This is a genomic window from Afifella sp. H1R (assembly GCF_021462425.1).
Lineage (GTDB): Bacteria > Pseudomonadota > Alphaproteobacteria > Rhizobiales > Afifellaceae > Afifella > Afifella aestuarii.
The window spans coordinates 592,780-617,423 of the sequence record NZ_JAKEDY010000001.1 but is presented as its reverse complement, the minus strand read 5'-3'; the positions used below and the strand labels follow the sequence as shown (position 1 = coordinate 617,423).

At 61.2% G+C, this 24,644-nt stretch carries 22 protein-coding genes and 2 tRNA genes; all 24 read right to left on the bottom strand.

The annotated features are described in order from the left end of the window. Nucleotides 1-17: 17 nt before the first annotated feature. The 24 genes from L0F51_RS02815 to tig all read right to left on the bottom strand — a co-directional run bounded on the left by L0F51_RS02815 (nucleotide 18) and on the right by tig (nucleotide 24,573). The gene (locus tag L0F51_RS02815) at nucleotides 18-1,532 is read right to left on the bottom strand and encodes an NADH-quinone oxidoreductase subunit M (RefSeq protein ID WP_234627848.1); all 1,515 of its coding nucleotides are present in this window, start codon (nucleotides 1,530-1,532) and stop codon (nucleotides 18-20) included. A gap of 10 nt (nucleotides 1,533-1,542) precedes the next feature. Continuing rightward, complete coding sequence (gene nuoL, locus L0F51_RS02810) at nucleotides 1,543-3,591, bottom strand: NADH-quinone oxidoreductase subunit L (RefSeq protein ID WP_234627847.1); 2,049 nt, start codon at nucleotides 3,589-3,591, stop codon at nucleotides 1,543-1,545. A 3-nt stretch (nucleotides 3,592-3,594) separates the two neighbouring features. Continuing rightward, on the bottom strand, nucleotides 3,595-3,903 hold the full coding sequence (nuoK, locus tag L0F51_RS02805) for an NADH-quinone oxidoreductase subunit NuoK (protein WP_092812613.1): 309 nt from the start codon (nucleotides 3,901-3,903) through the stop codon (nucleotides 3,595-3,597). Continuing rightward, a complete protein-coding gene (locus L0F51_RS02800; RefSeq protein ID WP_092812616.1) occupies nucleotides 3,900-4,514 on the bottom strand; it encodes an NADH-quinone oxidoreductase subunit J in 615 nt (204 codons plus the stop codon). Before L0F51_RS02800 ends, nuoK begins: the two co-directional genes overlap by 4 nt. 71 nt (nucleotides 4,515-4,585) lie before the next feature. Continuing rightward, entirely contained in the window at nucleotides 4,586-5,077 is a 492-nt protein-coding gene (nuoI, locus tag L0F51_RS02795) for an NADH-quinone oxidoreductase subunit NuoI (RefSeq protein ID WP_092812619.1), read from the bottom strand. Next, nucleotides 5,077-5,292, bottom strand: coding sequence for a hypothetical protein (locus L0F51_RS02790; protein ID WP_234627846.1), 216 nt, complete (start codon nucleotides 5,290-5,292; stop codon nucleotides 5,077-5,079). The genes nuoI and L0F51_RS02790 overlap by 1 nt, the downstream gene beginning before the upstream one ends. Nucleotides 5,293-5,298: 6 nt before the next feature. Further along, entirely contained in the window at nucleotides 5,299-6,360 is a 1,062-nt protein-coding gene (gene nuoH, locus L0F51_RS02785; RefSeq protein WP_234627845.1) for an NADH-quinone oxidoreductase subunit NuoH, read from the bottom strand. Between the two features lie 5 nt (nucleotides 6,361-6,365). Then, nucleotides 6,366-8,471: an NADH-quinone oxidoreductase subunit NuoG gene (nuoG, locus tag L0F51_RS02780; protein ID WP_234627844.1), complete on the bottom strand. Its 2,106-nt coding sequence runs from the start codon at nucleotides 8,469-8,471 to the stop codon at nucleotides 6,366-6,368. 25 nt (nucleotides 8,472-8,496) lie between these two features. After that, on the bottom strand, nucleotides 8,497-8,790 hold the full coding sequence (locus L0F51_RS02775; protein WP_234627843.1) for a hypothetical protein: 294 nt from the start codon (nucleotides 8,788-8,790) through the stop codon (nucleotides 8,497-8,499). A gap of 38 nt (nucleotides 8,791-8,828) precedes the next feature. Beyond that, nucleotides 8,829-10,136, bottom strand: a complete 1,308-nt coding sequence (nuoF, locus tag L0F51_RS02770; RefSeq protein ID WP_128293936.1) for an NADH-quinone oxidoreductase subunit NuoF — start codon at nucleotides 10,134-10,136, stop codon at nucleotides 8,829-8,831. 72 nt (nucleotides 10,137-10,208) lie between these two features. Further along, a complete protein-coding gene (gene nuoE / locus L0F51_RS02765) occupies nucleotides 10,209-11,210 on the bottom strand; it encodes an NADH-quinone oxidoreductase subunit NuoE (RefSeq protein ID WP_234627842.1) in 1,002 nt (333 codons plus the stop codon). Further along, nucleotides 11,210-12,403, bottom strand: coding sequence for an NADH-quinone oxidoreductase subunit D (locus L0F51_RS02760; protein ID WP_234627841.1), 1,194 nt, complete (start codon nucleotides 12,401-12,403; stop codon nucleotides 11,210-11,212). The genes nuoE and L0F51_RS02760 overlap by 1 nt, the downstream gene beginning before the upstream one ends. A 261-nt stretch (nucleotides 12,404-12,664) precedes the next feature. After that, nucleotides 12,665-13,270, bottom strand: coding sequence for an NADH-quinone oxidoreductase subunit C (locus L0F51_RS02755; RefSeq protein WP_234629315.1), 606 nt, complete (start codon nucleotides 13,268-13,270; stop codon nucleotides 12,665-12,667). Nucleotides 13,271-13,278: 8 nt separating this feature from the next. Continuing rightward, nucleotides 13,279-13,854 carry an NADH-quinone oxidoreductase subunit B family protein gene (locus L0F51_RS02750; protein WP_370642296.1) on the bottom strand — a complete coding sequence of 192 codons (576 nt, stop codon included), beginning with the start codon at nucleotides 13,852-13,854 and terminating at the stop codon, nucleotides 13,279-13,281. Next, nucleotides 13,845-14,210, bottom strand: coding sequence for an NADH-quinone oxidoreductase subunit A (locus L0F51_RS02745; RefSeq protein WP_092812819.1), 366 nt, complete (start codon nucleotides 14,208-14,210; stop codon nucleotides 13,845-13,847). The genes L0F51_RS02750 and L0F51_RS02745 overlap by 10 nt, the downstream gene beginning before the upstream one ends. 143 nt (nucleotides 14,211-14,353) lie before the next feature. Continuing rightward, nucleotides 14,354-14,992, bottom strand: coding sequence for a type II CAAX prenyl endopeptidase Rce1 family protein (locus tag L0F51_RS02740; RefSeq protein ID WP_234627840.1), 639 nt, complete (start codon nucleotides 14,990-14,992; stop codon nucleotides 14,354-14,356). A 290-nt stretch (nucleotides 14,993-15,282) separates the two neighbouring features. Next, on the bottom strand, nucleotides 15,283-16,719 hold the full coding sequence (locus tag L0F51_RS02735; protein ID WP_234627839.1) for a VWA domain-containing protein: 1,437 nt from the start codon (nucleotides 16,717-16,719) through the stop codon (nucleotides 15,283-15,285). A gap of 727 nt (nucleotides 16,720-17,446) precedes the next feature. Then, a tRNA-Asp gene (locus L0F51_RS02730) sits at nucleotides 17,447-17,523 on the bottom strand. Between the two features lie 149 nt (nucleotides 17,524-17,672). Beyond that, nucleotides 17,673-17,748 (bottom strand) — tRNA-Val (locus L0F51_RS02725). A 119-nt stretch (nucleotides 17,749-17,867) separates the two neighbouring features. Further along, nucleotides 17,868-18,143, bottom strand: coding sequence for an HU family DNA-binding protein (locus tag L0F51_RS02720; protein ID WP_092812652.1), 276 nt, complete (start codon nucleotides 18,141-18,143; stop codon nucleotides 17,868-17,870). A 168-nt stretch (nucleotides 18,144-18,311) separates the two neighbouring features. Further along, nucleotides 18,312-20,741 carry an endopeptidase La gene (gene lon / locus L0F51_RS02715; protein WP_234627838.1) on the bottom strand — a complete coding sequence of 810 codons (2,430 nt, stop codon included), beginning with the start codon at nucleotides 20,739-20,741 and terminating at the stop codon, nucleotides 18,312-18,314. A 196-nt stretch (nucleotides 20,742-20,937) separates the two neighbouring features. After that, a complete protein-coding gene (clpX, locus tag L0F51_RS02710) occupies nucleotides 20,938-22,218 on the bottom strand; it encodes an ATP-dependent Clp protease ATP-binding subunit ClpX (RefSeq protein WP_092812658.1) in 1,281 nt (426 codons plus the stop codon). 148 nt (nucleotides 22,219-22,366) lie between these two features. Beyond that, nucleotides 22,367-22,999, bottom strand: a complete 633-nt coding sequence (locus tag L0F51_RS02705; RefSeq protein ID WP_092812661.1) for an ATP-dependent Clp protease proteolytic subunit — start codon at nucleotides 22,997-22,999, stop codon at nucleotides 22,367-22,369. A gap of 194 nt (nucleotides 23,000-23,193) precedes the next feature. Next, nucleotides 23,194-24,573 carry a trigger factor gene (gene tig / locus L0F51_RS02700; RefSeq protein WP_234627837.1) on the bottom strand — a complete coding sequence of 460 codons (1,380 nt, stop codon included), beginning with the start codon at nucleotides 24,571-24,573 and terminating at the stop codon, nucleotides 23,194-23,196. Nucleotides 24,574-24,644 lie beyond the last annotated feature (71 nt).

Genomic DNA, 24,644 nt, shown 5'->3' with positions numbered 1-24,644 from the left:
TCCGGCACGGAGACCTCCTAGCGGCCGAGCATTGCGGCGGATGTGGCGCCCTCGCGGGCGGCCTCCACCTGGGCCACGAGATTGTCGACGGAAGCCGCGGTGACGGTCATCACCGGCTGCGGATAAACGCCGAAGAAGAGAACGAGCAACATCAATGGCACCAATATGAGCTTTTCGCGCCGGGAGAGATCGAGCATCGCCTTGAGGCTTTCCTTCTCCAGCTGGCCGAGCACGACGCGGCGATAAAGCCACAGCGCATAGCAGGCCGAGAAGATCACGCCTGACGCCGCAAACAGGGCGACCCAGGTGTTCACTCGGAATGCACCGAGCATGGTGAGGAATTCGCCGACGAAGCCCGACGTACCGGGAAGACCGATATTGGCCATGGTGAAAAGAAGGAAGGCGAAGGCATACCAGGGCATGCGGTTCACCAGACCGCCATAGGCGTCAATCTTGCGCGTGTGCAGGCGGTCGTAAATCACGCCGACGCAGAGGAAGAGCGCACCCGAGACGAGCCCGTGCGAGAGCATCTGGAAGATGCCGCCCTGCACGCCCTGTGCCGTCACCGTGAAGATGCCCATCGTCACGAAGCCCATATGCGCGACGGACGAATAGGCGATCAGCTTCTTCATGTCCTCCTGTGCCAGAGCGACAAGGGAGGTGTAGATGATGGCGATGACGGAAAGCGTATAAACGAAAGGCGCGAAGTCCGCGCTCGCCAGCGGAAACATCGGCAGCGAGAAGCGCAGGAATCCGTAGCCGCCCATTTTCAGAAGGATGCCGGCCAGGATGACCGATCCGGCGGTGGGTGCCTCCACATGCGCATCCGGCAGCCAGGTGTGCACCGGCCACATCGGCATCTTCACTGCGAACGAGGCGAAGAACGCGAGCCACAGCCAGAACTGCATGCTTTCCGGGAACTGATGATTGAGGAGCTCCGGAATGGAGGTCGTGCCCGCATCCCAGTACATCGCCATCAAGGCCAGCAGCATCAAAACCGAGCCGAGCAGCGTGTAGAGGAAGAACTTGAAGGCGGAATAGACGCGCCGCGGGCCACCCCAGACACCGATGATCAGGAACATCGGAATGAGGCCACCCTCGAAGAACACATAGAAGAGCACGAGATCGAGCGCGCAGAAGACGCCGATCATCAGCGTTTCGAGGACGAGAAACGCGATCATGTATTCCTTGACGCGGCTCTGCACGGATTCCCAGCTCGCCAGGATGCAGAGCGGCATCAAAAACGTCGTCAGGATGACGAACAGCATCGAGATGCCGTCGACGCCCATCCGGTAGCTCATGAAGCCGCCGAGCCAATCCGCATTTTCGACGAATTGGAAGCCCGGGTTCTGTGGATCGAAACCGATCCACAAAAGCAGCGAGACAAGGAAGGTCACGACGGTCACGCCGAGAGCCACATGGCGCATATTGCGCCGATGCACCTCTTCATCACCGTGAATGAAGAAGAAAATGATCCCGGCGCCGACCAGCGGCAGGAACGTTATCGTCGAAAGGATGGGCCAGTTCAGCATTTTCGCACCGTCATCCTGCAAACATCATCCAGGTGACGAGCAAAGCGACACCGATCAGCATGACGAAGGCATAGTGATAGAGATAGCCGGATTGGAGCCGGACAACGCGCCCGGTGATGTCCACGACACGCGCTGAGATGCCGTCAGGCCCCAGCCTGTCGATCGTCCCCTCATCGCCGCGATGCCACAGGAAGCGGCCGACGGCGAATGCCGGACGTACGAACATCGCGTTGTAGAGTTCGTCGAAATACCACTTGTTGAGAAGGAAACGGTAGAGGCTGCCCATCTGCCGCGCCAGCGTCTTCGGCGTCTCCGGACGCACGATGTAGAAGAAGAGCGCGACGAGGAAGCCCCCAACCATGGCCACGAACGGCGCCAGCTTCACCCAGCCCGGAACATGGTGGATCTCTTCGATGATGTGATTGTCCTGAGCCGTGTAGAGCGCGCCCTTCCAGAATTCTGCCGACTGCTCCGGATCGATGAAGGCGGTGCTGCACAGGATGCCCCCGAACAGCGCGCCAGCCGCGAGCACGAAGAGAGGAACCAGCATGACAGCCGAGCTCTCATGCACGTGGTTCATCACCTCGGTGGAAGCGCGCGGGCGGCCATGGAAGGTCATGAAGATGAGCCGCCAGGAATAGAACGACGTGAAGGCGGCAGCCACCGTCAGGAGGACGAAGGCAAAGCCCGCCATCCCGTTATGGCCCATGAACGAGGCTTCGATGATGGCGTCCTTGGAGAAATATCCGGCCGTCATCGGAAAACCGGTGAGCGCGAGCGTGCCGACCAGCATCATGACGTAGGTGACCGGGATCTTCCGCCATAGGCCGCCCATCTTGCGCATATCCTGTTCGTCGGAGACGGAATGGATGACCGACCCGGCCCCCAGGAAGAGCAGCGCCTTGAAGAAGGCGTGGGTGAAGAGGTGGAAGATCGCGATCGGATAGGCCCCAACGCCAAGCGCGACGAACATGTATCCGAGCTGCGAGCAGGTCGAATACGCGATCACACGCTTGATGTCGTTCTGCACGAGACCGACGGTTGCCGCGAAAAAGGCCGTCACGGCACCGATGAAGGTCACCACCGTCAGGGCGCTGATCGAAAACTCGAAGATCGGCGAAAGACGGGCCACCATGAAGACGCCCGCGGTCACCATCGTGGCCGCGTGGATCAGCGCGGAAACAGGCGTCGGACCTTCCATGGCGTCCGGCAGCCATGTGTGCAGCGGCACCTGAGCAGACTTGCCCATCGCGCCCATGAAAAGCAGCAGGCAGACGACCGTGAGCGCCGTCTCGCCGCTCCAAACGGTTCCGAACATGTTCAGCGTCGCGCCCTGGTCGGCCGCGAGAGCCTCAGCATTGGCGAAGATCGTGTCGAAATTGATCGAGCCGAAGAGAACGAAGAGGCCAAAGATGCCGAGCATGAAGCCGAAATCGCCGACACGGTTGACGACGAAGGCCTTGATCGACGCCGCATTGGCCGAAGGCCGCTGATACCAGAAGCCGATCAGGAGATATGAGGCGAGACCGACACCTTCCCAGCCGAAGAACATCTGCAGAAGATTGTCCGCCGTCACGAGCGCGAGCATCGAGAAGGTGAAGAACGAGAGATAGGCGAAGAAGCGCGGACGATGTGCGTCATGCGCCATGTAGCCGATCGAATAGACATGAACGACGGCTGAGACCGTCGTGACCACGACCAGCATCACCGCGGTCAAGGAATCGATCCGCAGCATCCAATCGGCCGACATCCCACCCGACTGCACCCAGGTCATCACCGGCACGGTGAACCCCTGACGCTCCCCCATCGCGACATCGAAGAAGCCGACCCAGGAGAGGATCGCCGACAGGATCAGCAGCGCACAGGTGATGATTTCCGCGGCGCGGGATCCGGCGGCGGCCGGTGCGTGATGATGATCATCGCCCTCGGCATGCCGGTCACGCAGCGAACGGCGTTCAGACGTCTGACCGACGGGATGGCGCGCCTGCGCGCCTGCCATCGTAATCAAGCCGGCGAGGATGGCGCCGAGCAGAGGCAGAAAAACGATCGCCGTATACAAAGCTCAGCCCTTCATCATGTTGATGTCTTCGACCGCGATCGAACCGCGGTTGCGGAAGAAGACGACGAGAATGGCGAGGCCGATCGCCGCCTCCGCTGCAGCGACCGTCAGGACGAGAAGCGCGAAGATCTGGCCGACGAGGTCGCCAAGGAACGCGGAGAACGCGACGAGATTGATGTTGACCGCCAGGAGAACGAGCTCGATCGACATCAAGATGATGATCACGTTCTTGCGGTTGAGGAAGATGCCAAAGACGCCGAGCGTGAACAGCACGGCGGCGACCGTGAGGTACTGGCCGAGACCGATCATCATATCCCCTGCCCCGATTTGACTTTTACCAGCTCGACGGCGGCTTCGCGCGTGCGGCCCACCTGAGCCCCGATATCCTGGCGCTTGACGCCCTCCTTGTGGCGAAGCGTCAAGACGATGGCCCCGATCATCGCAACCAGCAGCACGAGCCCGGCCGTCTGGAAGAAGAAAATGTACTTCGTGTAGAGAAGCTCACCGATCGCGGCGATGTTGCTCGCCTCCGCAAGCGGCGGGATCGGCTGCGCCACCTGCTGGGCGACCTCAGGCGCGATGATGGTGCCGCCAAGCACCGCGACCAGCTCGACGAGCAGGATGATTCCAATCAGTGCGCCGATCGGCAGATACTGCAGAAAGCCCTGCCGGAGCTCCACGAAATCGACGTCGAGCATCATGACGACGAAGAGGAAGAGCACGGCCACCGCCCCCACATAGACCACCACCAGAATCATGGCGATGAACTCGGCTCCGAGAAGCACAAAAAGGCCGGCGGAGTTGAAGAAGGCGAGGATCAGAAAGAGCACCGAATGCACAGGATTGCGCGACGATATCACCATCAAAGCCGCGGCAATCGTCACGGCGGAGAAGAGGTAGAAAAAGATCGGCTGCAGGATCATGGGTCCGGGCTTCGGGTGCTGAAAGTCTTTAACGAAGCCCCGCCGGAGCGTCCAGCGGGGCCAGGCTCAATTTACCGATAAGGCGCGTCGAGAGCGATGTTGCGAGCGATTTCACGCTCCCAGCGGTCACCGTTCTCGAGGAGTCTCTCCTTATCGTAGTAGAGTTCTTCACGCGTCTCCGTGGAAAACTCGAAGTTCGGCCCCTCCACGATGGCATCCACCGGGCAGGCTTCCTGACAGAAGCCGCAATAGATGCATTTCACCATGTCGATGTCGTAGCGGACGGTGCGCCGGGTGCCATCGTTGCGCCGCGGACCGGCCTCGATGGTGATGGCCTGGGCCGGGCAGATCGCCTCGCAAAGCTTGCAGGCGATGCACCGTTCCTGACCGTTCGGATAACGCCGCAACGCGTGCTCGCCACGGAAGCGCGGCGACAGTGCCCCCTTCTCGTGCGGGTAGTTCAGTGTGGCCTTCGGCGCCACGAAGTAGCGCATGGCCAGCATGGTGGCGGAGACGAATTCCTTCAACAACAAGGATCCGGCCGCCTGACGCAGAGACGCCATCATCCACCTCCGAAATTTCTGTAAAGCAGCGGTCCCAAAAACCATCCGAGAACGGGAAACAGAACCAGCTGCGCCTTGCGGGCAAGATCGATCGCCGTGACGCCGAAACCGCCCTCGCCGCGCCTTTTGGCGCGCTCAAGCACCATGCCGAACAACATGTAGTCGGCAATGGCAAAGACCAGCCCGACGCCCAAGCCGATGAATGCGAGATCCATCACGCCTCACCCCGCCGCCGGAACGCCGCCCCAGCCCGTGAACTGAAGCACGACCGCGACGATCACGACGAAGGCGAGAGACAGAGGCAAGAACACCTTCCAACCAAGCCGCATCAACTGGTCATAGCGGTAGCGCGGCACGATCGCTTTCGCCATCGAAACCAGGAAGAAGATGAAACACAGCTTTAAGGTGAACCAGACGACCCCGGGGATCCAGGTGAAGGGCGCAAAGTCGAAGGGCGGAAGCCAGCCGCCGAGGAACAGCGTCGTCATCAAGGCGCAGATGACGGTGATCGCCACATATTCCCCGAGCATGAACAGCATGTACGGGGTCGAGGAATATTCGACCATGAAGCCGGCGACGATCTCCGACTCACCTTCCGGCAGGTCGAACGGCGGCCTGTTGGTTTCCGCCAGACCCGAGATGAAGAACATCACGAACGCCGGAAACAAGGGCAGCCAGTGCCAGTCGAGGAACGAATTCGGAAGGCCCAGCATCGTGCCGAGACCCGTGGTCTGGGCCAACACAATGTCCGAGAAATTGAGTGAGCCAACGCACAAGAGCACCGCAATGATGATGAAGCCGATCGAGACCTCGTAGGACACCATCTGAGCCGCGGAGCGCAGTGATCCCAAGAACGCGTATTTCGAATTCGACGCCCAGCCGCCCATGATCACGCCATAAACCTCGAGCGAGGAGACGGCGAAGACATAGAGAATGCCGACATTGATGTCGGAAATGACCCATCCGGATCCGACCGGAATCACCGCCCAGGCCGCGAGCGCCAGGACCGTCGACATCAGCGGGGCCAGAAGGAAAATCGTCTTGTCGGATGCCGCGGGAACCACCGGCTCCTTCAGAACGAACTTCAGCAAGTCGGCGAAAGACTGAAAAAGCCCCCAGGGCCCGACGACGTTCGGACCGCGCCGCATTTGCACGGCCGCCCAGATCTTGCGGTCGGCGTAAAGCAGATACGCGATGACGACGAGCAGGACCACCAGAAGCAAAAGGCTCTGCCCAACGATGATGGCACCCGGGATGAGGTAGCTGTGCAGGAACGTATCCATCGGGCCTACTCCGCGGCTTCAGCGCGCGGGCCGAGCCGCAGCGCAGAACATTCTGCCATCACTGCCGAAGCACGGGCGATCGGGTTTGTCAGGAAGAAGTCCGGAACGCAGCTGACGAACGGCTCGCTGCCCGGCTTTCCGCCGGCGCGGCCTGAGAGCGACTTGAGGCCGTCCATGGCCACATCGCCGATCTCATCGAGCGCCAGATAGCGCGGATCGCTCTCCGCAAGACGATTGCGCAGCTCCATGAGCGAATCAAAGGGCAGCGTCTTTCCGAGCACGGCAGAGAGCGCCCTCAGGATCGACCAATCCTCGCGCGCCTGTCCCGGGGGGAAGATCGCACGGTTCGCCATCTGGGCCCGCCCTTCCGTATTCACGTACGTGCCCGATTTCTCGGTGTAGGCCGCGCCCGGAAGAATGACGTCGGCGCCGTGGGCGCCACGATCGCCATGGCTTCCGATATAGACTTTGAAGGTGTCGGGGATCGTGTCGAGCTTGTACTCGTCGGCGCCCAAGAGGAAGAGCACGTCGAGTGGTGCCGCTCCCTCCATCCCGAGCATCTCGGCCGTCGCCAGACCGCCCTCGCCCGGCACGAAACCGAGATCGAGGCCGCCGACGCGCGCGGCCGCCGTATGCAGAACGTTGAAGCCGTTCCATTCCTCGCCAAGAGCCCCGATCGACTCGGCAAGCTTCACGGCTTGAGCGAGAACGGCGGCACCGTCCGAGCGGTTGAGAGCACCCTGCCCGACGATGATCATCGGCCGCTCGGCCTTTTTCAGAACATCGAGGAAGTCGAGCTCACCGGCGACGAGCGAATCGAGGGAGGAAGGTCCGGCCCCCAGATGCGCGTAGGAATAGGTCAGATCCGCCGGCTCGCCGATCAGGCCGATCTCAGCCTGTCCGGCGCGCCAGACCTTGCGAATGCGCGAATTCAGAACCGCCGCCTCGACACGCGGATTGGTGCCGATCAAAAGGATCGCATCGGCGTCTTCGATGCCCGCGATCGTGGAGCCGAAGACGTAGCTCGCTCGCCCGTTCTTCGGATCCAGCGGCGAATACGGTTCCCGGCAATCGATGTTCGCGGAGCCGAGCGAGGACATCAGCTCCTTCAGCGCGAACATTTCTTCCACGTTGGCGAGATCGCCGGCAATGGCGCCGAGTTTTTCCGGCGCGGCGGCCTTCACCTTGTCGGCAATGGCGGAGAACGCCTCCTGCCAGGTGGCGGCCCGCAAGCGGCCATTCTCACGCAGATAAGGGCGATCGAGGCGCTGAGTCCGGAGCCCGTCGAAGACGAATCGGGTTTTGTCGGAGATCCATTCCTCGTTCACCAGCTCGTTGGTGCGCGGCAGGATGCGCATCACTTCGGTGTTGCGCGAATCGACGCGAATGGCAGAGCCAAGCGCGTCCATGACATCGATCGATTCGGTCTTGTTGAGCTCCCACGGCCGCGCCTTGAACGCGTAAGGCCGCGAGGTCAGCGCTCCGACCGGGCAAAGGTCGATGACATTGCCCTGCAGCTCGGAGGTCATGGCCCGCTCGAGGAAGGTGGTGATCTCCATGTCCTCGCCGCGGCCGGTGGCGCCGAGTTCGGAGACGCCGGCGACTTCGGTCGTGAAGCGGACGCAGCGCGTGCAATGGATGCAGCGCGTCATGATCGTCTTCACCAGCGGACCGATGTATTTGTTCTCCACCGCCCGCTTGTTTTCCTCAAAGCGAGAGGTGTCGACACCGTAGGCCATCGCCTGGTCCTGCAGGTCGCATTCGCCGCCCTGGTCGCAAATCGGGCAATCGAGCGGATGATTGATGAGCAGAAACTCCATCACCCCTTCGCGCGCCTTTTTCGTCAAAGGCGACTTCGTCAGCACCTGCGGCGGCTCACCGTTGGGCCCAGGGCGGCAATCGCGCACCGCGTAAGCGCAGGACGCGACGGGTTTCGGCGCCCCCTTCAGCTCCACGAGGCACATGCGGCAATTGCCTGCAATCGAGAGCCGCTCGTGGAAACAGAAGCGCGGGATCTCCGCACCTGCCGCCTCGCAGGCCTGCAGAAGCGTGTACGTTACGGGGACCTCGACTTCGGTGCCGTCGACTATGAGTGTTCGCGTATCTGCCATGATCCGTCCTGCGCCTGTCGCCGTTTCACCGACCGGCGGCCATCAAAGGCGCTGCATGCGGCAGCGAGCGGCTGCACCCCATGTAGCGCTTGCGGTCAATATGTCCGTTGTTCCAGGCGATCTCCGCCCCGTCCCGATCTGCCATCTTTTGGAAATGAACGATGCCGGGCTCGTTTAGAATGATTTCAAGCGAGACGCCAATAGCGTCGGCCTCTTTTACCCCGTCGGTCCCGGGATTTTGCAGATCGACAAGCGTTTTGCGGGTCGCGCACGCGGCGACAGCAGGCAGACCGCCGAATCGCTGATCGTCCTTCTGCATGCGCATCCCTCTCATCGTTGCCGCAACCTCAAACAAATCTACTCCGCCGCCTCCAGGACGACCCTGTTCTCCGTCTTGGGATTGGCCGCGTACTGGTCGATGCGCTTTTCGATCTCGGGGCGGAAATGCCGAATCAGGCCCTGAACCGGCCACGCCGCCGCGTCGCCGAGCGCGCAGATGGTATGGCCTTCGACCTGGTAGGTCACTTCCAGAAGCATGTCGATCTCGCGCTTTTCCGCCTCGCCGCGCGCCATGCGTTCGAGCACGCGCCACATCCAGCCCGTGCCTTCGCGGCACGGCGTGCACTGGCCGCAGCTCTCGTGCTTGTAGAAATAGGCGATCCGCGCGATGGCCCGAACAATGTCGGTCGACTTGTCCATGACGATGACGGCCGCGGTGCCGAGGCCCGATTTCAGAGCGCGCAGCGAATCGAAATCCATCGGGCAATCGATGATCTGGTCCGCCGGCACGCAGGGGACCGACGAGCCACCCGGGATGACCGCGAGAAGATTGTCCCAGCCGCCACGAATGCCGCCACAATGCCGTTCGATCAGCTCGCGGAACGGCACCGACATCGCCTCTTCCACAGTGCACGGCTGATTGACGTGGCCAGACACGCAGAAGAGTTTTGTACCGGTGTTGTTTTCTTTGCCGATGCCGGCAAACCACGCACCGCCGCGCCGCAGAATCGTCGGCGCGACCGCGATCGATTCGACGTTGTTGACGGTCGTCGGGCAGCCATAGAGGCCCACATTCGCCGGAAATGGCGGCTTCAGGCGCGGCTGACCCTTCTTGCCTTCCAGGCTCTCCAGAAGCGCCGTCTCTTCGCCGCAGATATAGGCGCCGGCGCCATGGGCGATGAAAATGTCGAAATCCCAGCCGCAGGAATTGTCCTTGCCGATGAGGCCCGCGTCATAGGCCTCGTCGATGGCGCGCTGCAGAGCCTCGCGCTCGCGGATATATTCGCCGCGCACGTAGACGTAACAGGTGTGGGCGCTCATCGCGAACGAGGCGATCAGACATCCCTCGATCAGCGTGTGGGGATCGTGACGCATAATCTCACGATCCTTGCAGGTGCCGGGCTCCGATTCGTCGGCATTGACGACGAGATAATGCGGACGTCCATCCGACTCCTTCGGCATGAACGACCATTTGAGACCCGTCGGGAAGCCGGCACCGCCACGGCCGCGCAGACCCGACTTCTTCATCTCGTCGATGATCCAGTCACGGCCTTTGGTGATCAGGTCTTTCGTCCCGTCCCATTGGCCGCGCTTCTGGGCTGCCTTCAGACCAGGGTCATAAAGGCCGTAGAGGTTCGTGAAGATGCGGTCTTTATCGGCGAGCATCGGATTTCCTCTTCATCCCGACACAGCAGCAAGGAAGCCCGGAGGCTATCGGGCAAGGCGCATTCGGTCGCATCAACTTTTGTCCGTCCCGCCTGAGGCGCCACGGGAAGCCTTGTTTGGCTCCCGGCCTGCGCCTTTTTCGGCCTGCTCTTGGGTGGTCTCTTTATGGGGCTCCGCGCCAAGATTTTCCGACCCCGTATCCGTGGGCTCGGAACGTGCTGCCTCTTCGTCGGGACGGCCAGAGCCCGTCGGCCGACCGGCAAGTTCCTGCTTGCCGCTGGGCGTGGCGGCGGCTTCGTTACGGCCGACCGCCTGCTGCGGCTCTTCCGGAACGCCTCCTGCAAGATCCTCGTTGGCGGGGTTCGGCTTCCCGGCAGCGACGGAGGCGCCGTTGCGACCCTCGACCCGCTCGCGGGCCTTGCCGTCAGCCGGAGCACCGCGCGGCGGCTCGCGCAAAACCTGCTCCGAACCGCCATCGATTTCCGTGAGGCTCGTCAGGCCAGATTGCGGCGCCGAATGCTGGCGATCGACCTGGGTGCCTGGACGTGGTGTTCGACCGGCAGCGAAATCATCCAGAATCGCCTCAAAACTCTCCGGCGTCAGATCCTCGTAGGTATCGGAGAAGATCTGCACCATCGGTGCATTCACGCAGGCACCGAGGCATTCCACCTCCTCCCACGAAAACGCGCCGTCAGCGGACACTTCGTGCGGATGCTCGGCGATCCGCCGCTGGCACACCTTCTTCAGCTCGTCCGAGCCGCGCAACATGCACGGCGTCGTTCCGCAGACCTGCACATGCGCCTTGGTGCCGACGGGAGCGAGATGGAACATCGTGTAGAAGGTCGCGACCTCCAACACGCGGATTTCCGGCATGGCAAGCATATGGGCGATCGTCTCGATCGCCGGCTTCGTCACCCACCCCTCCTGCTCCTGGGCGCGCCAGAGGAGCGAAATGACGGCCGAAGCCTGCCGACCTTCGGGATATTTGGCGATCTCCTTCTCCGCCCAAGACGTATTCTCGGGCGTGAACGCAAAGGAATCGGGCTGCTGTTCAGCGAGACGACGAACGGCCATCAGCGATCCACCTCTCCAAAAACGACATCGATGGAGCCGAGCACGGACGACATATCGGCAAGCATATGGCCTCGCGAAATCGAATCGAGGCCGGCCAGATGTACGAAGCCCGGCGCTCGAATTTTGCAGCGGTAAGGTTTGTTGGAGCCGTCGGAGACGAGGTAGACCCCGAACTCACCCTTTGGAGCCTCGACCGGCGCGTAAACCTCGCCAGCCGGTACATGGTAGCCCTCGGTATAGAGCTTGAAGTGATGGATGAGCGCTTCCATCGAACGCTTCATCTGTCCGCGCTTCGGCGGCACCACCTTGCCGTCCTGGGCCGACACCGGGCCGGCACCTTCGGGCGAATTCAGCTTCTCGCAACATTGCTTCATGATGCGAACGGCCTGACGCATCTCGTCCATGTGGATGATGTACCGGTCGTAGACGTCGCCGTTCTTACCGACGGGAATATCGAAATCATATTCCTCGTAGCCGTCGTAAGGCTGAGATTTCCGCAGATCCCACGCGACACCGGCGCTCCTCAGCACGACACCCGAGAAGCCGCGCCGCCAGGCCTCGTCGAGCGTCACGACGCCGATGTCGACACAGCGCTGCTTGAAAATGCGGTTTTCGGTGAGAAGCCCCTCAAGGTCGTCACAAACCTTCAACAGCGGGTCGCAGTAATTGTAGATATCGGCGATGAGCTGCGGCGGCAGATCCTGGTGCACGCCCCCCGGACGGAAGTAGGCCGCATGCATGCGCGCACCCGAGGCCCGCTCATAGAAGCCCATCAGCACTTCCCGCGCCTCAAAGCCCCAGAGCGGCGGCGTCAGGGCCCCGACGTCAAGGGCATGCGTCACGACGTGCAAGAGATGGGAGAGAATGCGCCCGATCTCCGAATAGAGCACACGAATGATCTGACCGCGCTTCGGAACCTCCAGCCCCAGGAGGCGCTCCGTAGCCAGCGCGAACGCATGCTCCTGGTTCATCGGCGCGACGTAATCGAGGCGATCGAAATAAGGCACCGCCTGCAGATAGGTCTTGTATTCGATCAGCTTCTCGGTGCCGCGATGCAGCAAGCCGATATGCGGATCGACGCGCTTGACGACCTCGCCGTCCAATTCCAGCACAAGACGCAAAACACCGTGCGCAGCAGGATGTTGCGGTCCAAAGTTGATGTTGAAATTACGGAGATCAGCTTCAGAGGGCATGAGGATACGTCGGTCCTGAAGAGAGATGATGAATGACCCGGCAGCGCAATGGCGCGGGCTTTATGGAGCCGCCGGCGTTCGGCCGCACGCTGTCACCGGTGCGATTCGAGACGAGAGGATCGCCAAGCGCGCGCGCTTCACTTTCGCGCCGCTCTGCCGTTGTCGACACGGCGCTGGAGGCGGCTCGGATGCGCTTGTAGCAGCGGGCAAAACTCGTACCGCCGGCAGCGACACGCTCTGCTGCTGCGCGGGACACCTCGCTCAACTCGCCTTCTCGTCCCCGGGCAGAACGTAGTCCGGCCCTTCCCACGGGGATAGAAAATCGAAACTCCGGAATTCCTGTTGGAGCTTCACCGGCTCGTAGACGACGCGCGCCTGCTCGTTGTCGTAGCGAACCTCGACGAAACCCGTCAGAGGAAAATCCTTGCGCAACGGATGCCCCCGGAAGCCGTAATCCGTCAGGATGCGGCGAAGGTCCGGATGGCCTGAGAAGAGAATGCCGTAAAGGTCGTAAGCCTCGCGCTCAAACCAATCCGCTCCCGGGAACACCTCGGTGACCGACGGTACAGCCGTATTCTCGTCCGCCTGCACTTTTACGCGGATGCGCGCATTCTGGCGTGGGCTCAAGAGATGATAGACGACGTCGAAGCGGCGCCGGCGCGCAGGATAATCGACGCCACAGACGTCGATGAAACAGACGAACTGCAGCCGCGCGTCGTCGCGCAGGAAGCGCAAGGTCTGAACGATGTCGACAGGGTCGACGGTGATCGTCAATTCGCCATAGGCGATGACGGAATCTTCTACGCGGTCGCCGAGATGTCCGGCAATGTGAGAGGCGATATCCGTCAGGCTTTCAGTGTCGGCCATGGTCTCGGTCACCGCTCAATCGTGCCAGTGCGGCGAATCTTCTTCTGCAGAAGCAGCACGCCGTACAGAAGCGCTTCCGCCGTCGGCGGACAACCAGGCACGTAGATGTCGACCGGAACGACGCGGTCGCAGCCCCGCACCACGGAATAGGAATAGTGGTAGTAGCCGCCGCCATTGGCGCATGAGCCCATGGAGATGACGTAGCGCGGCTCAGGCATCTGGTCGTAAACCTTCCTGAGCGCCGGGGCCATTTTGTTGGTCAGCGTGCCTGCCACGATCATCACGTCCGACTGGCGCGGCGAGGCGCGCGGCGCAAAACCGAAACGCTCCACGTCATAGCGCGGGCCGGACGTCTGCATCATCTCGATGGCGCAACAGGCGAGCCCGAAGGTCATCCACATCAATGAGCCCGTGCGCGACCAGTTGATCAGCTCGTCGGTCGAGGTGACGAGCCAACCCTTGTCGGCGAGCTCATTGTTGATCTCGCTGAAGAAGGGATCCCCCTGGCGCGGCAGCGTCGACGAGCCTTCGCGCCCAAGAGGATGCGGGTCGTCGATGCGTGGGCGAGCGTCGGTCAATCCCATTCCAGAGCTCCCTTTTTCCATTCGTAGACGAAGCCAATCGTAAGCACGGCGAGAAACACCATCATCGACCAGAAGCCGAACCAACCGACGGTGTGGAACGCCACAGCCCAGGGGAAGAGAAAGGCCACTTCGAGATCGAAGATGATGAACAAGATGGCGACCAGGTAGAACCGCACATCGAATTTCATACGGGCGTCATCGAAGGCGTTGAAGCCGCATTCGTATGCCGACAGCTTCTCCGGATCCGGCGCACTGTGGGCAACGATAAATGGAGAAACCAGCAGCGCCAGGCCGATAACCAGCGCAAGCGCAATGAAAATGACGATGGGCAGATAGCTGAGAAGAAGCTCGTTCATCATAACGACCGGGCCATCCCCGGTAGACGGTATGTATTGGCGCAAGTCAGAGCGTCAATGGTTCATCCGGGTGCGGCGGAGGGGATTTTCCAATCGCACCGCTGTGTGAGTTAGACCGGAGCATCGTCCTGCGCAACCCTGTCTCATCCACCAGCACTCAGATAAAAGTACCGGCCGAGGCCGATGGTGAAGACGAGGTCACCATAGAGGGCATGTTCCAACCAAACTGGCCAGAAAGAGCGCACTTGCGCATAGCGCCAGGCCAGGAGAAGCCCCAACAGGAAGGTCCCGGCAACGGAAACCGCGCTGCCGAAAATGATGTGGGCGAAGGCAAAGAGCGCAGCATTCGCCGCGACGGCGACCGTCTCGTGGCGCCCGAAGAGGCCACGATAGCGATGGAAGAACCACACCCGATAGATGAGCTCCTGCGGCAGCGCCGACAGGAGAGGATAGAGGGCGAGGATCAGAAGCCAGAGCTGCGGGTGGATCCGCGGCAACCCGAAAAGTCCGTCCGGCAAAAGCCAGGCGGTGGCAGCCGTCAAAAAGGCGGCTGCTCCGACGAACAGAATCAGGATCCGGCGAAGGACGCCGGTCTGCCAATGCAGCCGGAACGCATCCTGCCAACGGAACGAGCGATCCGCCGCGAAAATCAGAAGAATCGCAGGCAGCGTCGCTGTCAGCAACGCGAAGACCGGCATGTGCCAGTTGATCACCATCCAATGGATGGCGAGCGGCGCGCCGAGATAGATGAGCGCCGCCTCACCCGCCAGGCGGAACCGCAATTGCGCCGAACATGCTCGCCTCGGCTCCACCCCTCACCCGACCTCTTCCAGACATCCCTCTCGCAACCCGGAATTTATGGCGCGACCTGCCGGCGCCCATGGTCATTGTGGACGGGACGTTGGCGGCTTCCAGCAAGGTTCGCGCGTCGCAAGATGCGCGCCTTATGAGAGGAGCAAAAACGGGAGATGACGGGGAGACCCCAGGAACGGCCTCAGGCCCCCTTCCCCACCCGCATAAGATCTGCGGGCGGGAAAGGCTGTGTCAGCCGCAGGCGGCCAGGCCGGCGAAGTCAGAAATAAACGTCCGAGCTGCTGAACTCTCCAGCACTGATGCCGTCGATCGTGATGCTGCCGCCCTCGGCGAAGGCGATGACGACATTGCCGGAGGCGTCGGTCGAAAGAGCTGCATCGAGCTCAGCCGAACTGCCGATCGAGGTCTCGGAGAGATCGATGTGGTCACGCCCGTCCTCGAACCCATAGACGGTGTCATCACCATTGTTGGGTCCGGCGGCATAGACGTCATACGAGTACGAATCGGATCCCAGGTAGATCTCGTCATTGCCCGAGCCACCGTAGATGACGTCGTCGTCCTCACCACCAAAAATCGTATCATCGCCCGCAGCGCCGTAGATCGTATCCGCACCGGCCCCGCCCGCAACCTCGTCATTGCCTGAGCCTGCGCCGAGAATGTCGTCGTCCGCGCCGCCGACCAGAACGTCGTGACCCGCTCCGATATAGGCCACATCTGAGCCACTCCCGCCGTAGATCACATCGCGAGAGGCGTCTGAGCCGCCGTAGACCGTGTCGTCGCCATCGCCGCCGTACAGGGAATCCGCGCCAGTTCCGCCGCCCAGGATGTCGTCGCCCTTGCCACCGCCGATGACATCGTTGCCGGCGGCCCCATACGCCTGGTCGGACCCGTCGCCGCTCCAAATCTTGTCTGCTTCTCCGCCTCCGAACATCACATCATTACCGGCCCCGCCGAACTCCACGTCGTCGCCTGGTCCACCGAAAATCTGATCGCTTCCGCCAGCCCCGGAGATCGTGTCGGCTCCGCCTCCGCCGATCAGAGTATCAAAGCCGATACCGCCGTTCAGCGCATCATCCCCAGAAGTGCCGGTGATAGGTTCGGTCCCGGTCAGGATCACCGAGAGAAGCGAATCAACGACGTCCTCGGTGGTTTCCGCTTCAATCACGCCCCCTCCGGTCGCGGATGCCAGGTCCTGGAAGGCCTCTTTGGTGCCACTGTCGATGCCAGAGCCGGAAACGCCGATGATGACGCCGTAGATCTGCACATCCTGACCGTTGGCGAGTGACACCACTTCGTCATGAAGATCGGTGTCTTTGGGAGGCGCGTCGCCGAACAGAATGATGCGCCGCGCTTCAGCTTCCGGGCGCCAGGCGCCAATATCGCCGTCGAGCGCATGGAGAAGACCTGCGTTGACGAGCTCCGGAAGGTCGCCCCCGCCGGATGCGTAGAGGCTCTCAATCGCCTCACGTGCCGCCGTCTCCCTCGCAGAAATGCTCGTATCGTTGGTGAAATTCAGAACAACCTCAGTATCCGGGTCGTTGTAAGCGACCAATGCAACGCGCGCATCAGTTGTACCAGAGCCAAAAATCGCGTCGATCACAGACGTGACGCTTTCTTTTACGGTGTCGATTTCGTCCCACATGCTTCCGGTGGTATCGATCACAAAGGTAATATCCTGCTGAATGCTGGTCGCCATGCTTGTTTCCCTCAGACGCAATATATAATTCTTATTTTTAATAATTTTTTATCGGCTTTGTCTAGGCACGTTCTAATTTCCGGAACCTTCCTGCAAGCGTCGATAAGATCGGGCTTCGTAGGACGCCATTCCGAGGTGCCGGGACCTACAAGCCCCCTCCAGTCCCGCCATTCGCCACGCATGTCGCGGGGCGGCGCCGCCGGCAATTCGCCTCCGGCCAGAACCTCATCACGATCGCGCCAGGACGGCAGCCCAGCGCGAGCAAGGTCCGATTGCGATGGTACCGCTCGATTGGGGACGCGAGCTGAGGAGCCCACAGAGCGTCACAGACGCGCTCGCGGGGCAGTACCATGACTTTTCCCGCGCGAGATTGAGATCGGCGCCCTGCGCGCTCCTGGCGGCCTGCAGGGCTCGGTGAAGGCGTAAAGCAGGTCGGCGGGGTGCAGGACCGGGCGGAACAGGCACAACAATCCAGTCTCGCAATTCGCAATCCAGTTTTCGCGATTCGATTCTCGTCGCCAGCCACCGAACCGAATCGGCGACGTGCCGTGCGCCCTGGCCGCCGGGCACGCGCGAATCGACGGCATCAGAGATGGCGCCTGGACATCAATCCGAACGCTATGGGCCGATCAGTGGAAAAGATGAGGTTTGGAGAATTCCGCCCTCGGGGAGAGAGGTGTTCTCTCTCCGGCGGACCTCTCAGACGTTGGTTGGGTCTGAGAAAAAATGGCGGGAGTGACGGGGCTCGAACCCGCGACCTCCGGCGTGACAGGCCGGCACTCTAACCAACTGAGCTACACCCCCGCGGGTGGCGTCGGGCCAGTGGTTTGGCCCTCAGCGAGACGGCGAGATAGGTGACTGCGCCGTCTGTGTCAAGCGAACACCGAACGATTGGTGAAGCTTTCTGAAGCCGGCGCCAGCAAGCCGTTGGTTGCAAGCTGACTCCGGAATTGTGGTGGGCGGTGACAGGCTCGAACTGCCGACCCTCTCGGTGTAAACGAGATGCTCTACCAACTGAGCTAACCGCCCGCCGCCCCCCTGTATAAAGGGCGGTCGCTCATGACAAGTCTGTTGGAAGAGAATGGATTCCGCGAAGACGGAATCGAAAAGGCCGAAGAAGTCGGCCTTTCAACAAAACAGCGAAGCCGTCAGCTATTGACGGCGTCCTTCAAACCCTTGCCCGGCTTGAACTTGGCCTGCTTGGAAGCCTTGATTTCGATCTTTTCGCCGGTCTGCGGATTGCGGCCCGTGCTGGCGGCGCGTTCCGAGATGGCGAAGTTGCCGAAACCAAGCACGCGCACCTCTTCGCCCTTCTTAAGGGCATCCGTGATGCAGCCGAAAACGGCTTCCACAGCGTCCGTCGCCTGAGCCTTGGACAGATCCGTCTTCTCTGCCACCGCAGCGGCCAATTCACCCTTGTTCATTCTCATTCTCCCTTTGTCGAGATGGCGATTCTCTGCGTCACATTAACGCCTGGGGCAAGCGCCAGAGCCCGGAAAATCTGCAAAATCTTCAAGAAAACTGGGCATTTCCGCAACTTTGAACGACAAAACGGCCCGGAAGGTTCCGGGCCGCCTGAAGTTCAAGCGCACTCAGTGCGCAATCATCGTTGCTGCGTTGTCATCATCGGCGACGTCAGAGCGTTTTGGTTCGCTTTCCACTTCGCTCCACACGATCGGCTCCGGCTCCCGGACCAATGCGTGCCGCAGGACATCGTCCATGCGGGCAACCGGAATGATCTCAAGGCCGCTCTTCACGTTGTCCGGAATCTCCGCCAAATCCTTGGCATTGTCTTCCGGGATGAGCACGGTCTTGATGCCGCCACGCAGAGCCGCCAGGAGCTTTTCCTTCAGCCCGCCGATCGGCAGAACACGGCCGCGCAAGGTGATCTCGCCGGTCATAGCCACATCGCGACGGACCGGAATGCCCGTCATCACCGAAACGATCGCCGTCACCATCGCGATACCGGCCGACGGTCCATCCTTCGGCGTCGCACCCTCGGGCACATGCACGTGGATATCGCGCCGATCGAACAATGGCGGCTCGATGCCGAAATCGACGGCCCGCGAGCGCACATAAGACGCCGCTGCGGAAATCGATTCCTTCATCACATCGCGAAGGTTGCCGGTGACGGTCATCTTGCCCTTGCCGGGCATCATGACACCCTCGATCGTGAGGAGATCGCCACCGACTTCGGTCCAGGCAAGGCCGGTGACGACACCGGTCATGTCCTCCCTTTCGGCTTCACCGAATCGGTACCGAGCCACACCCAGATAATCGGCGAGATTGTCTGAGGTGATCGCGACCTTCTTTTCGTCGCTCGTCAGGAGCTTCTTCACCGCCTTGCGGGCGAGTGTGGCGAGCTCGCGCTCGAGATTTCTGACGCCAGCTTCCCGCGTATAGCGACGAATCACCGTCCGCAGAGCCTCATCGTCGATCGAGAACTCGCCCTTCCTGAGGCCGTGATCCTTTTCCGACTTCGGCAAGAGATGGCGCCGGGCGATCTCGACCTTCTCATCCTCGGTGTAACCGGCGATGCGAATGATCTCCATCCGGTCCATCAAGGCCGGCGGGATGTTGAGCGTATTCGCGGTCGTCACGAACATCACGTCCGACAGGTCGTACTCGACCTCCAGATAGTGGTCCATGAAGGTTGCGTTCTGCTCAGGATCGAGCACCTCGAGCAGCGCCGACGACGGATCGCCACGGAAATCCATGCCCATCTTGTCGATCTCGTCGAGCAGGAAGAGCGGGTTGGACTTCTTCGCCTTGCGCATCGACTGGATCACCTTGCCGGGCATCGAGCCGATATAGGTGCGCCTGTGGCCGCGGATTTCCGCTTCGTCACGAACGCCGCCCAGCGACATCCGCACGAAATTGCGGCCGGTCGCTTTTGCGATCGACTTGCCGAGCGACGTCTTGCCGACGCCGGGAGGTCCGACGAGGCACAGAATCGGCCCCTTCAGCTTGTTGGCGCGGCTCTGCACGGCAAGGTACTCGACGATCCGCTCCTTGACCTTCTCAAGACCGTAATGATCGGTCTCGAGCACGGCCTCGGCATGACCGAGATCGTTCTTGACCCTGGTGCGCTTGCCCCACGGAATGCTGAGCAGCCAATCCAGATAATTGCGCACGACGGTCGCCTCGGCGGACATCGGGCTCATCTGGCGCAGCTTCTTCATCTCCGCCTCGGCCTTTTCGCGGGCCTCCTTGGAGAGTTTTGTCTTGCCGATGCGGTCTTCCAGCTCGCGCAGCTCGTCGCGTCCGTCTTCCGAATCGCCGAGCTCCTTCTGGATCGCCTTCATCTGCTCGTTGAGGTAGTACTCGCGCTGCGTCTTCTCCATCTGGCGCTTGACGCGCGAGCGGATGCGCTTCTCCACCTGCAGGACGGAGATCTCGCTCTCCATCAGGCCGAGCACCTTTTCGAGGCGGTCGGTCGCAGAAGTGAGAGCCAGGATTTCCTGCTTCTCCGGAATGCGAATGGCGAGATGCGACGCCACCGTATCGGCGAGCTTGGCATAATCCTCGATGTTGGCGACGGCGGTCAGAACTTCCGGGCTCACCTTCTTGTTGAGCTTCACGTAGTTCTCGAACTCCGCGACCACGGAGCGCGACAGTGCCTCGACTTCCACCTCGTCGCCCAGCGTCTCCGGAATCTCTTCGGCCTCGGCCTCGAAGATGTCCTTGCGATCACTGAAGCGCTTGATGGACGCACGGCTGCGCCCCTCGACCAGCACCTTCACGGTACCGTCTGGCAATTTCAAAAGCTGCAGAACCGAGGCGAGCGTGCCGACCTCGTAAATACGTTCGGGAGACGGATCCTCGTCGCTGGCGTCTTTCTGGGTGGCCAGCAGGATCATCTTATCTGCCCGCATCACCTCTTCCAGGGCATTGATCGACTTTTCCCGCCCGACGAAGAGCGGCACGATCATGTGCGGGAAGACAACGATGTCGCGAAGAGGAAGGACGGGATAAACCCCGTTCCCTTCAGCAGATCCGAGGAAACCAGTGGGTTCTGTCATAAGGATTCCTTCGCGTTCGCCGGTCGATCCGACGAAATCTCAGTGTAAAGAGTACTCGCTCACGGGATCACTTTTGGGCGCAGACAAAATGACAAGCCACACACCTGGCGCGACCATTCGAAGCGAGCTTGTTGCGTTACCCGGTTAGGTGGATAGGAGAGGCCCGGTTGTCAACCTGAGGCCCCTCACCGCTTTCCTAGGCCGAGCGACCGGCGTTCTGCGTCTCGGAATGACGTTCCGAGTAAATGTAGAGCGGACGTGCGCTGCCGTTGACCACGTCGCCGGAGATGACGACCTCCTCCACCCCGTCGAGGCCTGGAAGATCGAACATCGTCTCCAGAAGGATCGCTTCCATGATGGAACGCAGGCCGCGAGCGCCCGTCTTGCGCTCGATCGCCTTACGGGCAATCGCCGCAAGCGCGTCCTCATGGAATGTCAGCTCGACATTCTCCATCTCGAAGAGCCGCTGATACTGCTTCACCAGCGCGTTCTTCGGCTCCGTCAGGATGGAGACGAGAGCCGGCTCGTCGAGGTCCTCAAGCGTCGCCACGACCGGCATACGCCCGACGAATTCCGGAATGAGACCGAATTTCAGAAGATCCTCCGGCTCCACCTGGCTCAGAAGCTCGCCGATCTTGCGATCGTCCGGCGAAGCGACGGTGGCGGAGAAGCCGATCGAGGTCTTGCGGCCACGGTCGGAAATGATGCGATCGAGACCGGCGAACGCGCCGCCACACACGAACAGGATGTTCGTCGTGTCGACCTGGAGGAATTCCTGCTGCGGGTGCTTGCGTCCGCCCTGCGGCGGCACGGAAGCGACCGTCCCTTCCATGATTTTCAGCAAGGCCTGCTGGACGCCCTCGCCCGACACGTCGCGGGTGATCGAAGGGTTGTCGGACTTGCGGGAAATCTTGTCGACCTCGTCGATATAGACGATGCCGCGCTGGGCACGCTCCACATTGTAATCGGCGGCCTGAAGCAGCTTCAGGATGATGTTCTCGACATCCTCACCGACGTAACCGGCCTCAGTCAGCGTCGTCGCATCCGCCATGGTGAACGGCACATCGAGAATGCGGGCCAAGGTCTGCGCAAGCAGCGTCTTGCCGCAACCCGTCGGGCCGATCAGCAGGATGTTGGACTTCGCCAACTCGACATCATTGTTGCGCGCCGCATGGTTGAGGCGCTTGTAATGGTTGTGGACAGCGACAGAGAGCACCTTCTTGGCACCCGTCTGGCCGATCACGTAGTCGTTGAGGACGTTGTAAATCTCTTGCGGCGAAGGCACGCCGTCGCCGGACTTCACCAGCGAGGATTTGTTCTCCTCCCGGATGATGTCCATGCACAGCTCGACACACTCGTCGCAGATAAACACGGTCGGTCCCGCGATGAGCTTCCGCACCTCGTGTTGGCTCTTGCCACAGAAGGAGCAGTAGAGCGTGTTCTTACTGTCCCCGCTGTTACCGCTGATTTTGCTCATCGGTCACCTCTCCGGTGGGCCAGCCCGCCATTCCGGCGCCTGGCACGAGGCGCTGCCGCGAAGCAGCACGCCCCTTTCATCGAACATCTTTGGCTGTACGGTTTCAAGATAAACTTAACAGCTTCTAGCCTGCGTGACGCTTGCAACGTCAACCTTGCCCCTCGGTCTCCGTCATCGCCCGGCTCGTGATCACGCGATCGATCAATCCGAACTCCTGCGCCTGCTCAGCCGTCATGAAATAGTCACGATCGAGCGTCCGCTCAACCGTCTCATAGTTCTGACCTGTGTGCTTGACGTAGATTTCGTTCAGCCGGCGCTTCATTTTGATAATATCCTCGGCGTGGCGCTCGATATCCGAGGCCTGCCCCTGGAAGCCGCCCGAGGGCTGATGCACCATGATGCGGGCATTGGGAACGGCAAAGCGCATATCCTTTTCACCGGCGCACAGAAGCAGCGAGCCCATCGAGGCAGCCTGCCCGATGCACAAGGTCGACACAGCCGGCTTGATGAACTGCATCGTGTCGTACATCGCAAAGCCGGAGGTCACGACACCGCCCGGCGAATTGATGTAGAGGCTGATCTCCTTTTTAGGGTTCTCCGCCTCGAGGAAAAGGAGCTGGGCACAGACGAGGGTCGCCATGTGATCCTCGATCATGCCCGTCACGAAAATGATGCGCTCCTTCAGAAGGCGCGAGAAGATATCGTAGGCGCGCTCACCCCGGTTGGTCTGCTCCACGACCATGGGGACGAGGTTCATGTAGGTTTCAACGGGATCTTTCATGGGAGGCCTTTGCTCTGCCCGCGGCGACGCGGGCACGGGGATACGATTCGTCCTAATTTAGGGGGTTCTTAGCAATCTGCCAAAGCCCCGTAAAACATGACGCCCGACTTGGCGGAAAAAAGGCCGCGCGATGCGCGGCCTGCGTGGTGCGGTGACGCAGCGTCGACTGCGCCACACGCCCATTTGGTCACCTATCAGTGATCGTGGTCGTGATGATGGTGATGCTCGTGATCATCTTCGTCGTCATCGGCAAGCAGCTCCTCACGTGACACCGTCTTGTCGGTGACGTCAGCGAGCTCGAGCATGTAGTCGACGACCTTCTCCTCAAAAATCGGAGCGCGAAGCGCCTGCACCGCTTCCGGATTGTTGCGGTAGTGCTCGATCACCTGCTGTTCCTGACCGGGGAAGCGGCGAACCTGCTCGTAGAGAGCGCGCTGCAGCTCTTCCTCGCCGACCTCGACCTTCGCCTCTTCGCCGATCTTCGACAGGACGAGACCGAGACGCACACGGCGTTCGGCAATGGTGCGGTACTCCGCCCGCGCCTCTTCTTCCGTCGTGCCTTCATCCTCGAAGGAACGGCCGTGATGCTCCACATCGTGCATCACCTGCCGCCAGATGTTCTCGAACTCCTGCTCGACCAGCTTTTCCGGAAGCGGGAATTCGTGCTTCTCGTCGAGCGCGTCGAGGAGCTGACGCTTCACACGCTGGCGGGTAGCAGAACCGTATTCGCTTTCGAGCTGGGCGCGGACGGCTTCCTTCAGCTTGTCGAGCGATTCGACACCGAGCTTCTGCGCGAACTCATCGTCCAGCTTCAGCTCCTGCGGAGCGGCCACTTCCTTGACCGTGACATCGAACGTCGCCGGCTTTCCGGCAAGCTTCTCAGAGGGATAGTCCTCCGGGAAGGTGACCTCGATCGTCTTCTCGTCGCCTTCCTTCACGCCCTTCAGCTTCTCTTCGAAGCCCGGGATGAACTGGCCGGAGCCGATGACGATCTGGGTGTTGTCGTCGCTGCCGCCATCGAAGACTTCGCCATCGATCTTGCCGACGAAGCCGATCGTGATGCGGTCGCCGTCCTTGGCCTTGCGCTTCACCGCCTCGTAGGTGCGGCTTCCTTCGCCGATGGCGTTCAGGCGCTCATCGACCTCTTCATCCGGCACTTCGGCGATCGGGCGCTCGATCTTGATGCCTTTGATCTCGGCGATCTCGAATTCGGGCAGAACCTCGTAGTTCACCGTGAAGGTCAGATCGGCATTGGCCGCCAAGATCTCGTTGGCTTCCGCCTCGTCATCGGTCATGGCGATTTCCGGCTGCATGGCAGCCTTCTCACCGCGTTCGTTGATGGCCGTACGCGTCGTCTCGGCAACGATGTTCTCGACGATTTCCGCCATCGCGGCCTTGCCATAGAGCCGGCGCAGATGCTCGGTCGGGACTTTGCCAGGGCGGAAGCCCTTGAGGCGGACCTGTCCCCGCAGCTGATCCAGGCGCGCAGCCAGCCGATCGTTCAATTCGCCGGCCGGAACGGTAACCTTCAATTCGCGCTTGAGGCCGTCGGAGAGGGTCTCGTTGATATCCATTGTCGCTTCCTGATGCACAGGCGAAACTCGCCGCTTGATTGCCTGAAGTTGAGATGTAAGCGGTTCGCGCC

What these genes read in the sequence shown, in the direction of transcription:
- L0F51_RS02815 (WP_234627848.1), bottom strand. Translation starts at nt 1,532, where the DNA reads ATGCTGAACTGGCCCATCCTTTCGACGATAACGTTCCTGCCGCTGGTC.
- nuoK (WP_092812613.1), bottom strand. Translation starts at nt 3,903, where the DNA reads ATGATGATCGGTCTCGGCCAGTACCTCACGGTCGCCGCCGTGCTGTTC.
- L0F51_RS02800 (WP_092812616.1), bottom strand. Translation starts at nt 4,514, where the DNA reads ATGATCCTGCAGCCGATCTTTTTCTACCTCTTCTCCGCCGTGACGATT.
- nuoI (WP_092812619.1), bottom strand. Translation starts at nt 5,077, where the DNA reads ATGGCGTCTCTGCGTCAGGCGGCCGGATCCTTGTTGTTGAAGGAATTC.
- L0F51_RS02790 (WP_234627846.1), bottom strand. Translation starts at nt 5,292, where the DNA reads ATGGATCTCGCATTCATCGGCTTGGGCGTCGGGCTGGTCTTTGCCATT.
- nuoH (WP_234627845.1), bottom strand. Translation starts at nt 6,360, where the DNA reads ATGGATACGTTCCTGCACAGCTACCTCATCCCGGGTGCCATCATCGTT.
- nuoG (WP_234627844.1), bottom strand. Translation starts at nt 8,471, where the DNA reads ATGGCAGATACGCGAACACTCATAGTCGACGGCACCGAAGTCGAGGTC.
- L0F51_RS02775 (WP_234627843.1), bottom strand. Translation starts at nt 8,790, where the DNA reads ATGCAGAAGGACGATCAGCGATTCGGCGGTCTGCCTGCTGTCGCCGCG.
- nuoF (WP_128293936.1), bottom strand. Translation starts at nt 10,136, where the DNA reads ATGCTCGCCGATAAAGACCGCATCTTCACGAACCTCTACGGCCTTTAT.
- nuoE (WP_234627842.1), bottom strand. Translation starts at nt 11,210, where the DNA reads ATGGCCGTTCGTCGTCTCGCTGAACAGCAGCCCGATTCCTTTGCGTTC.
- L0F51_RS02760 (WP_234627841.1), bottom strand. Translation starts at nt 12,403, where the DNA reads ATGCCCTCTGAAGCTGATCTCCGTAATTTCAACATCAACTTTGGACCG.
- L0F51_RS02755 (WP_234629315.1), bottom strand. Translation starts at nt 13,270, where the DNA reads ATGGCCGACACTGAAAGCCTGACGGATATCGCCTCTCACATTGCCGGA.
- L0F51_RS02750 (WP_370642296.1), bottom strand. Translation starts at nt 13,854, where the DNA reads ATGGGATTGACCGACGCTCGCCCACGCATCGACGACCCGCATCCTCTT.
- L0F51_RS02745 (WP_092812819.1), bottom strand. Translation starts at nt 14,210, where the DNA reads ATGAACGAGCTTCTTCTCAGCTATCTGCCCATCGTCATTTTCATTGCG.
- L0F51_RS02735 (WP_234627839.1), bottom strand. Translation starts at nt 16,719, where the DNA reads ATGGCGACCAGCATTCAGCAGGATATTACCTTTGTGATCGATACCACC.
- L0F51_RS02720 (WP_092812652.1), bottom strand. Translation starts at nt 18,143, where the DNA reads ATGAACAAGGGTGAATTGGCCGCTGCGGTGGCAGAGAAGACGGATCTG.
- lon (WP_234627838.1), bottom strand. Translation starts at nt 20,741, where the DNA reads ATGACAGAACCCACTGGTTTCCTCGGATCTGCTGAAGGGAACGGGGTT.
- clpX (WP_092812658.1), bottom strand. Translation starts at nt 22,218, where the DNA reads ATGAGCAAAATCAGCGGTAACAGCGGGGACAGTAAGAACACGCTCTAC.
- L0F51_RS02705 (WP_092812661.1), bottom strand. Translation starts at nt 22,999, where the DNA reads ATGAAAGATCCCGTTGAAACCTACATGAACCTCGTCCCCATGGTCGTG.
- tig (WP_234627837.1), bottom strand. Translation starts at nt 24,573, where the DNA reads ATGGATATCAACGAGACCCTCTCCGACGGCCTCAAGCGCGAATTGAAG.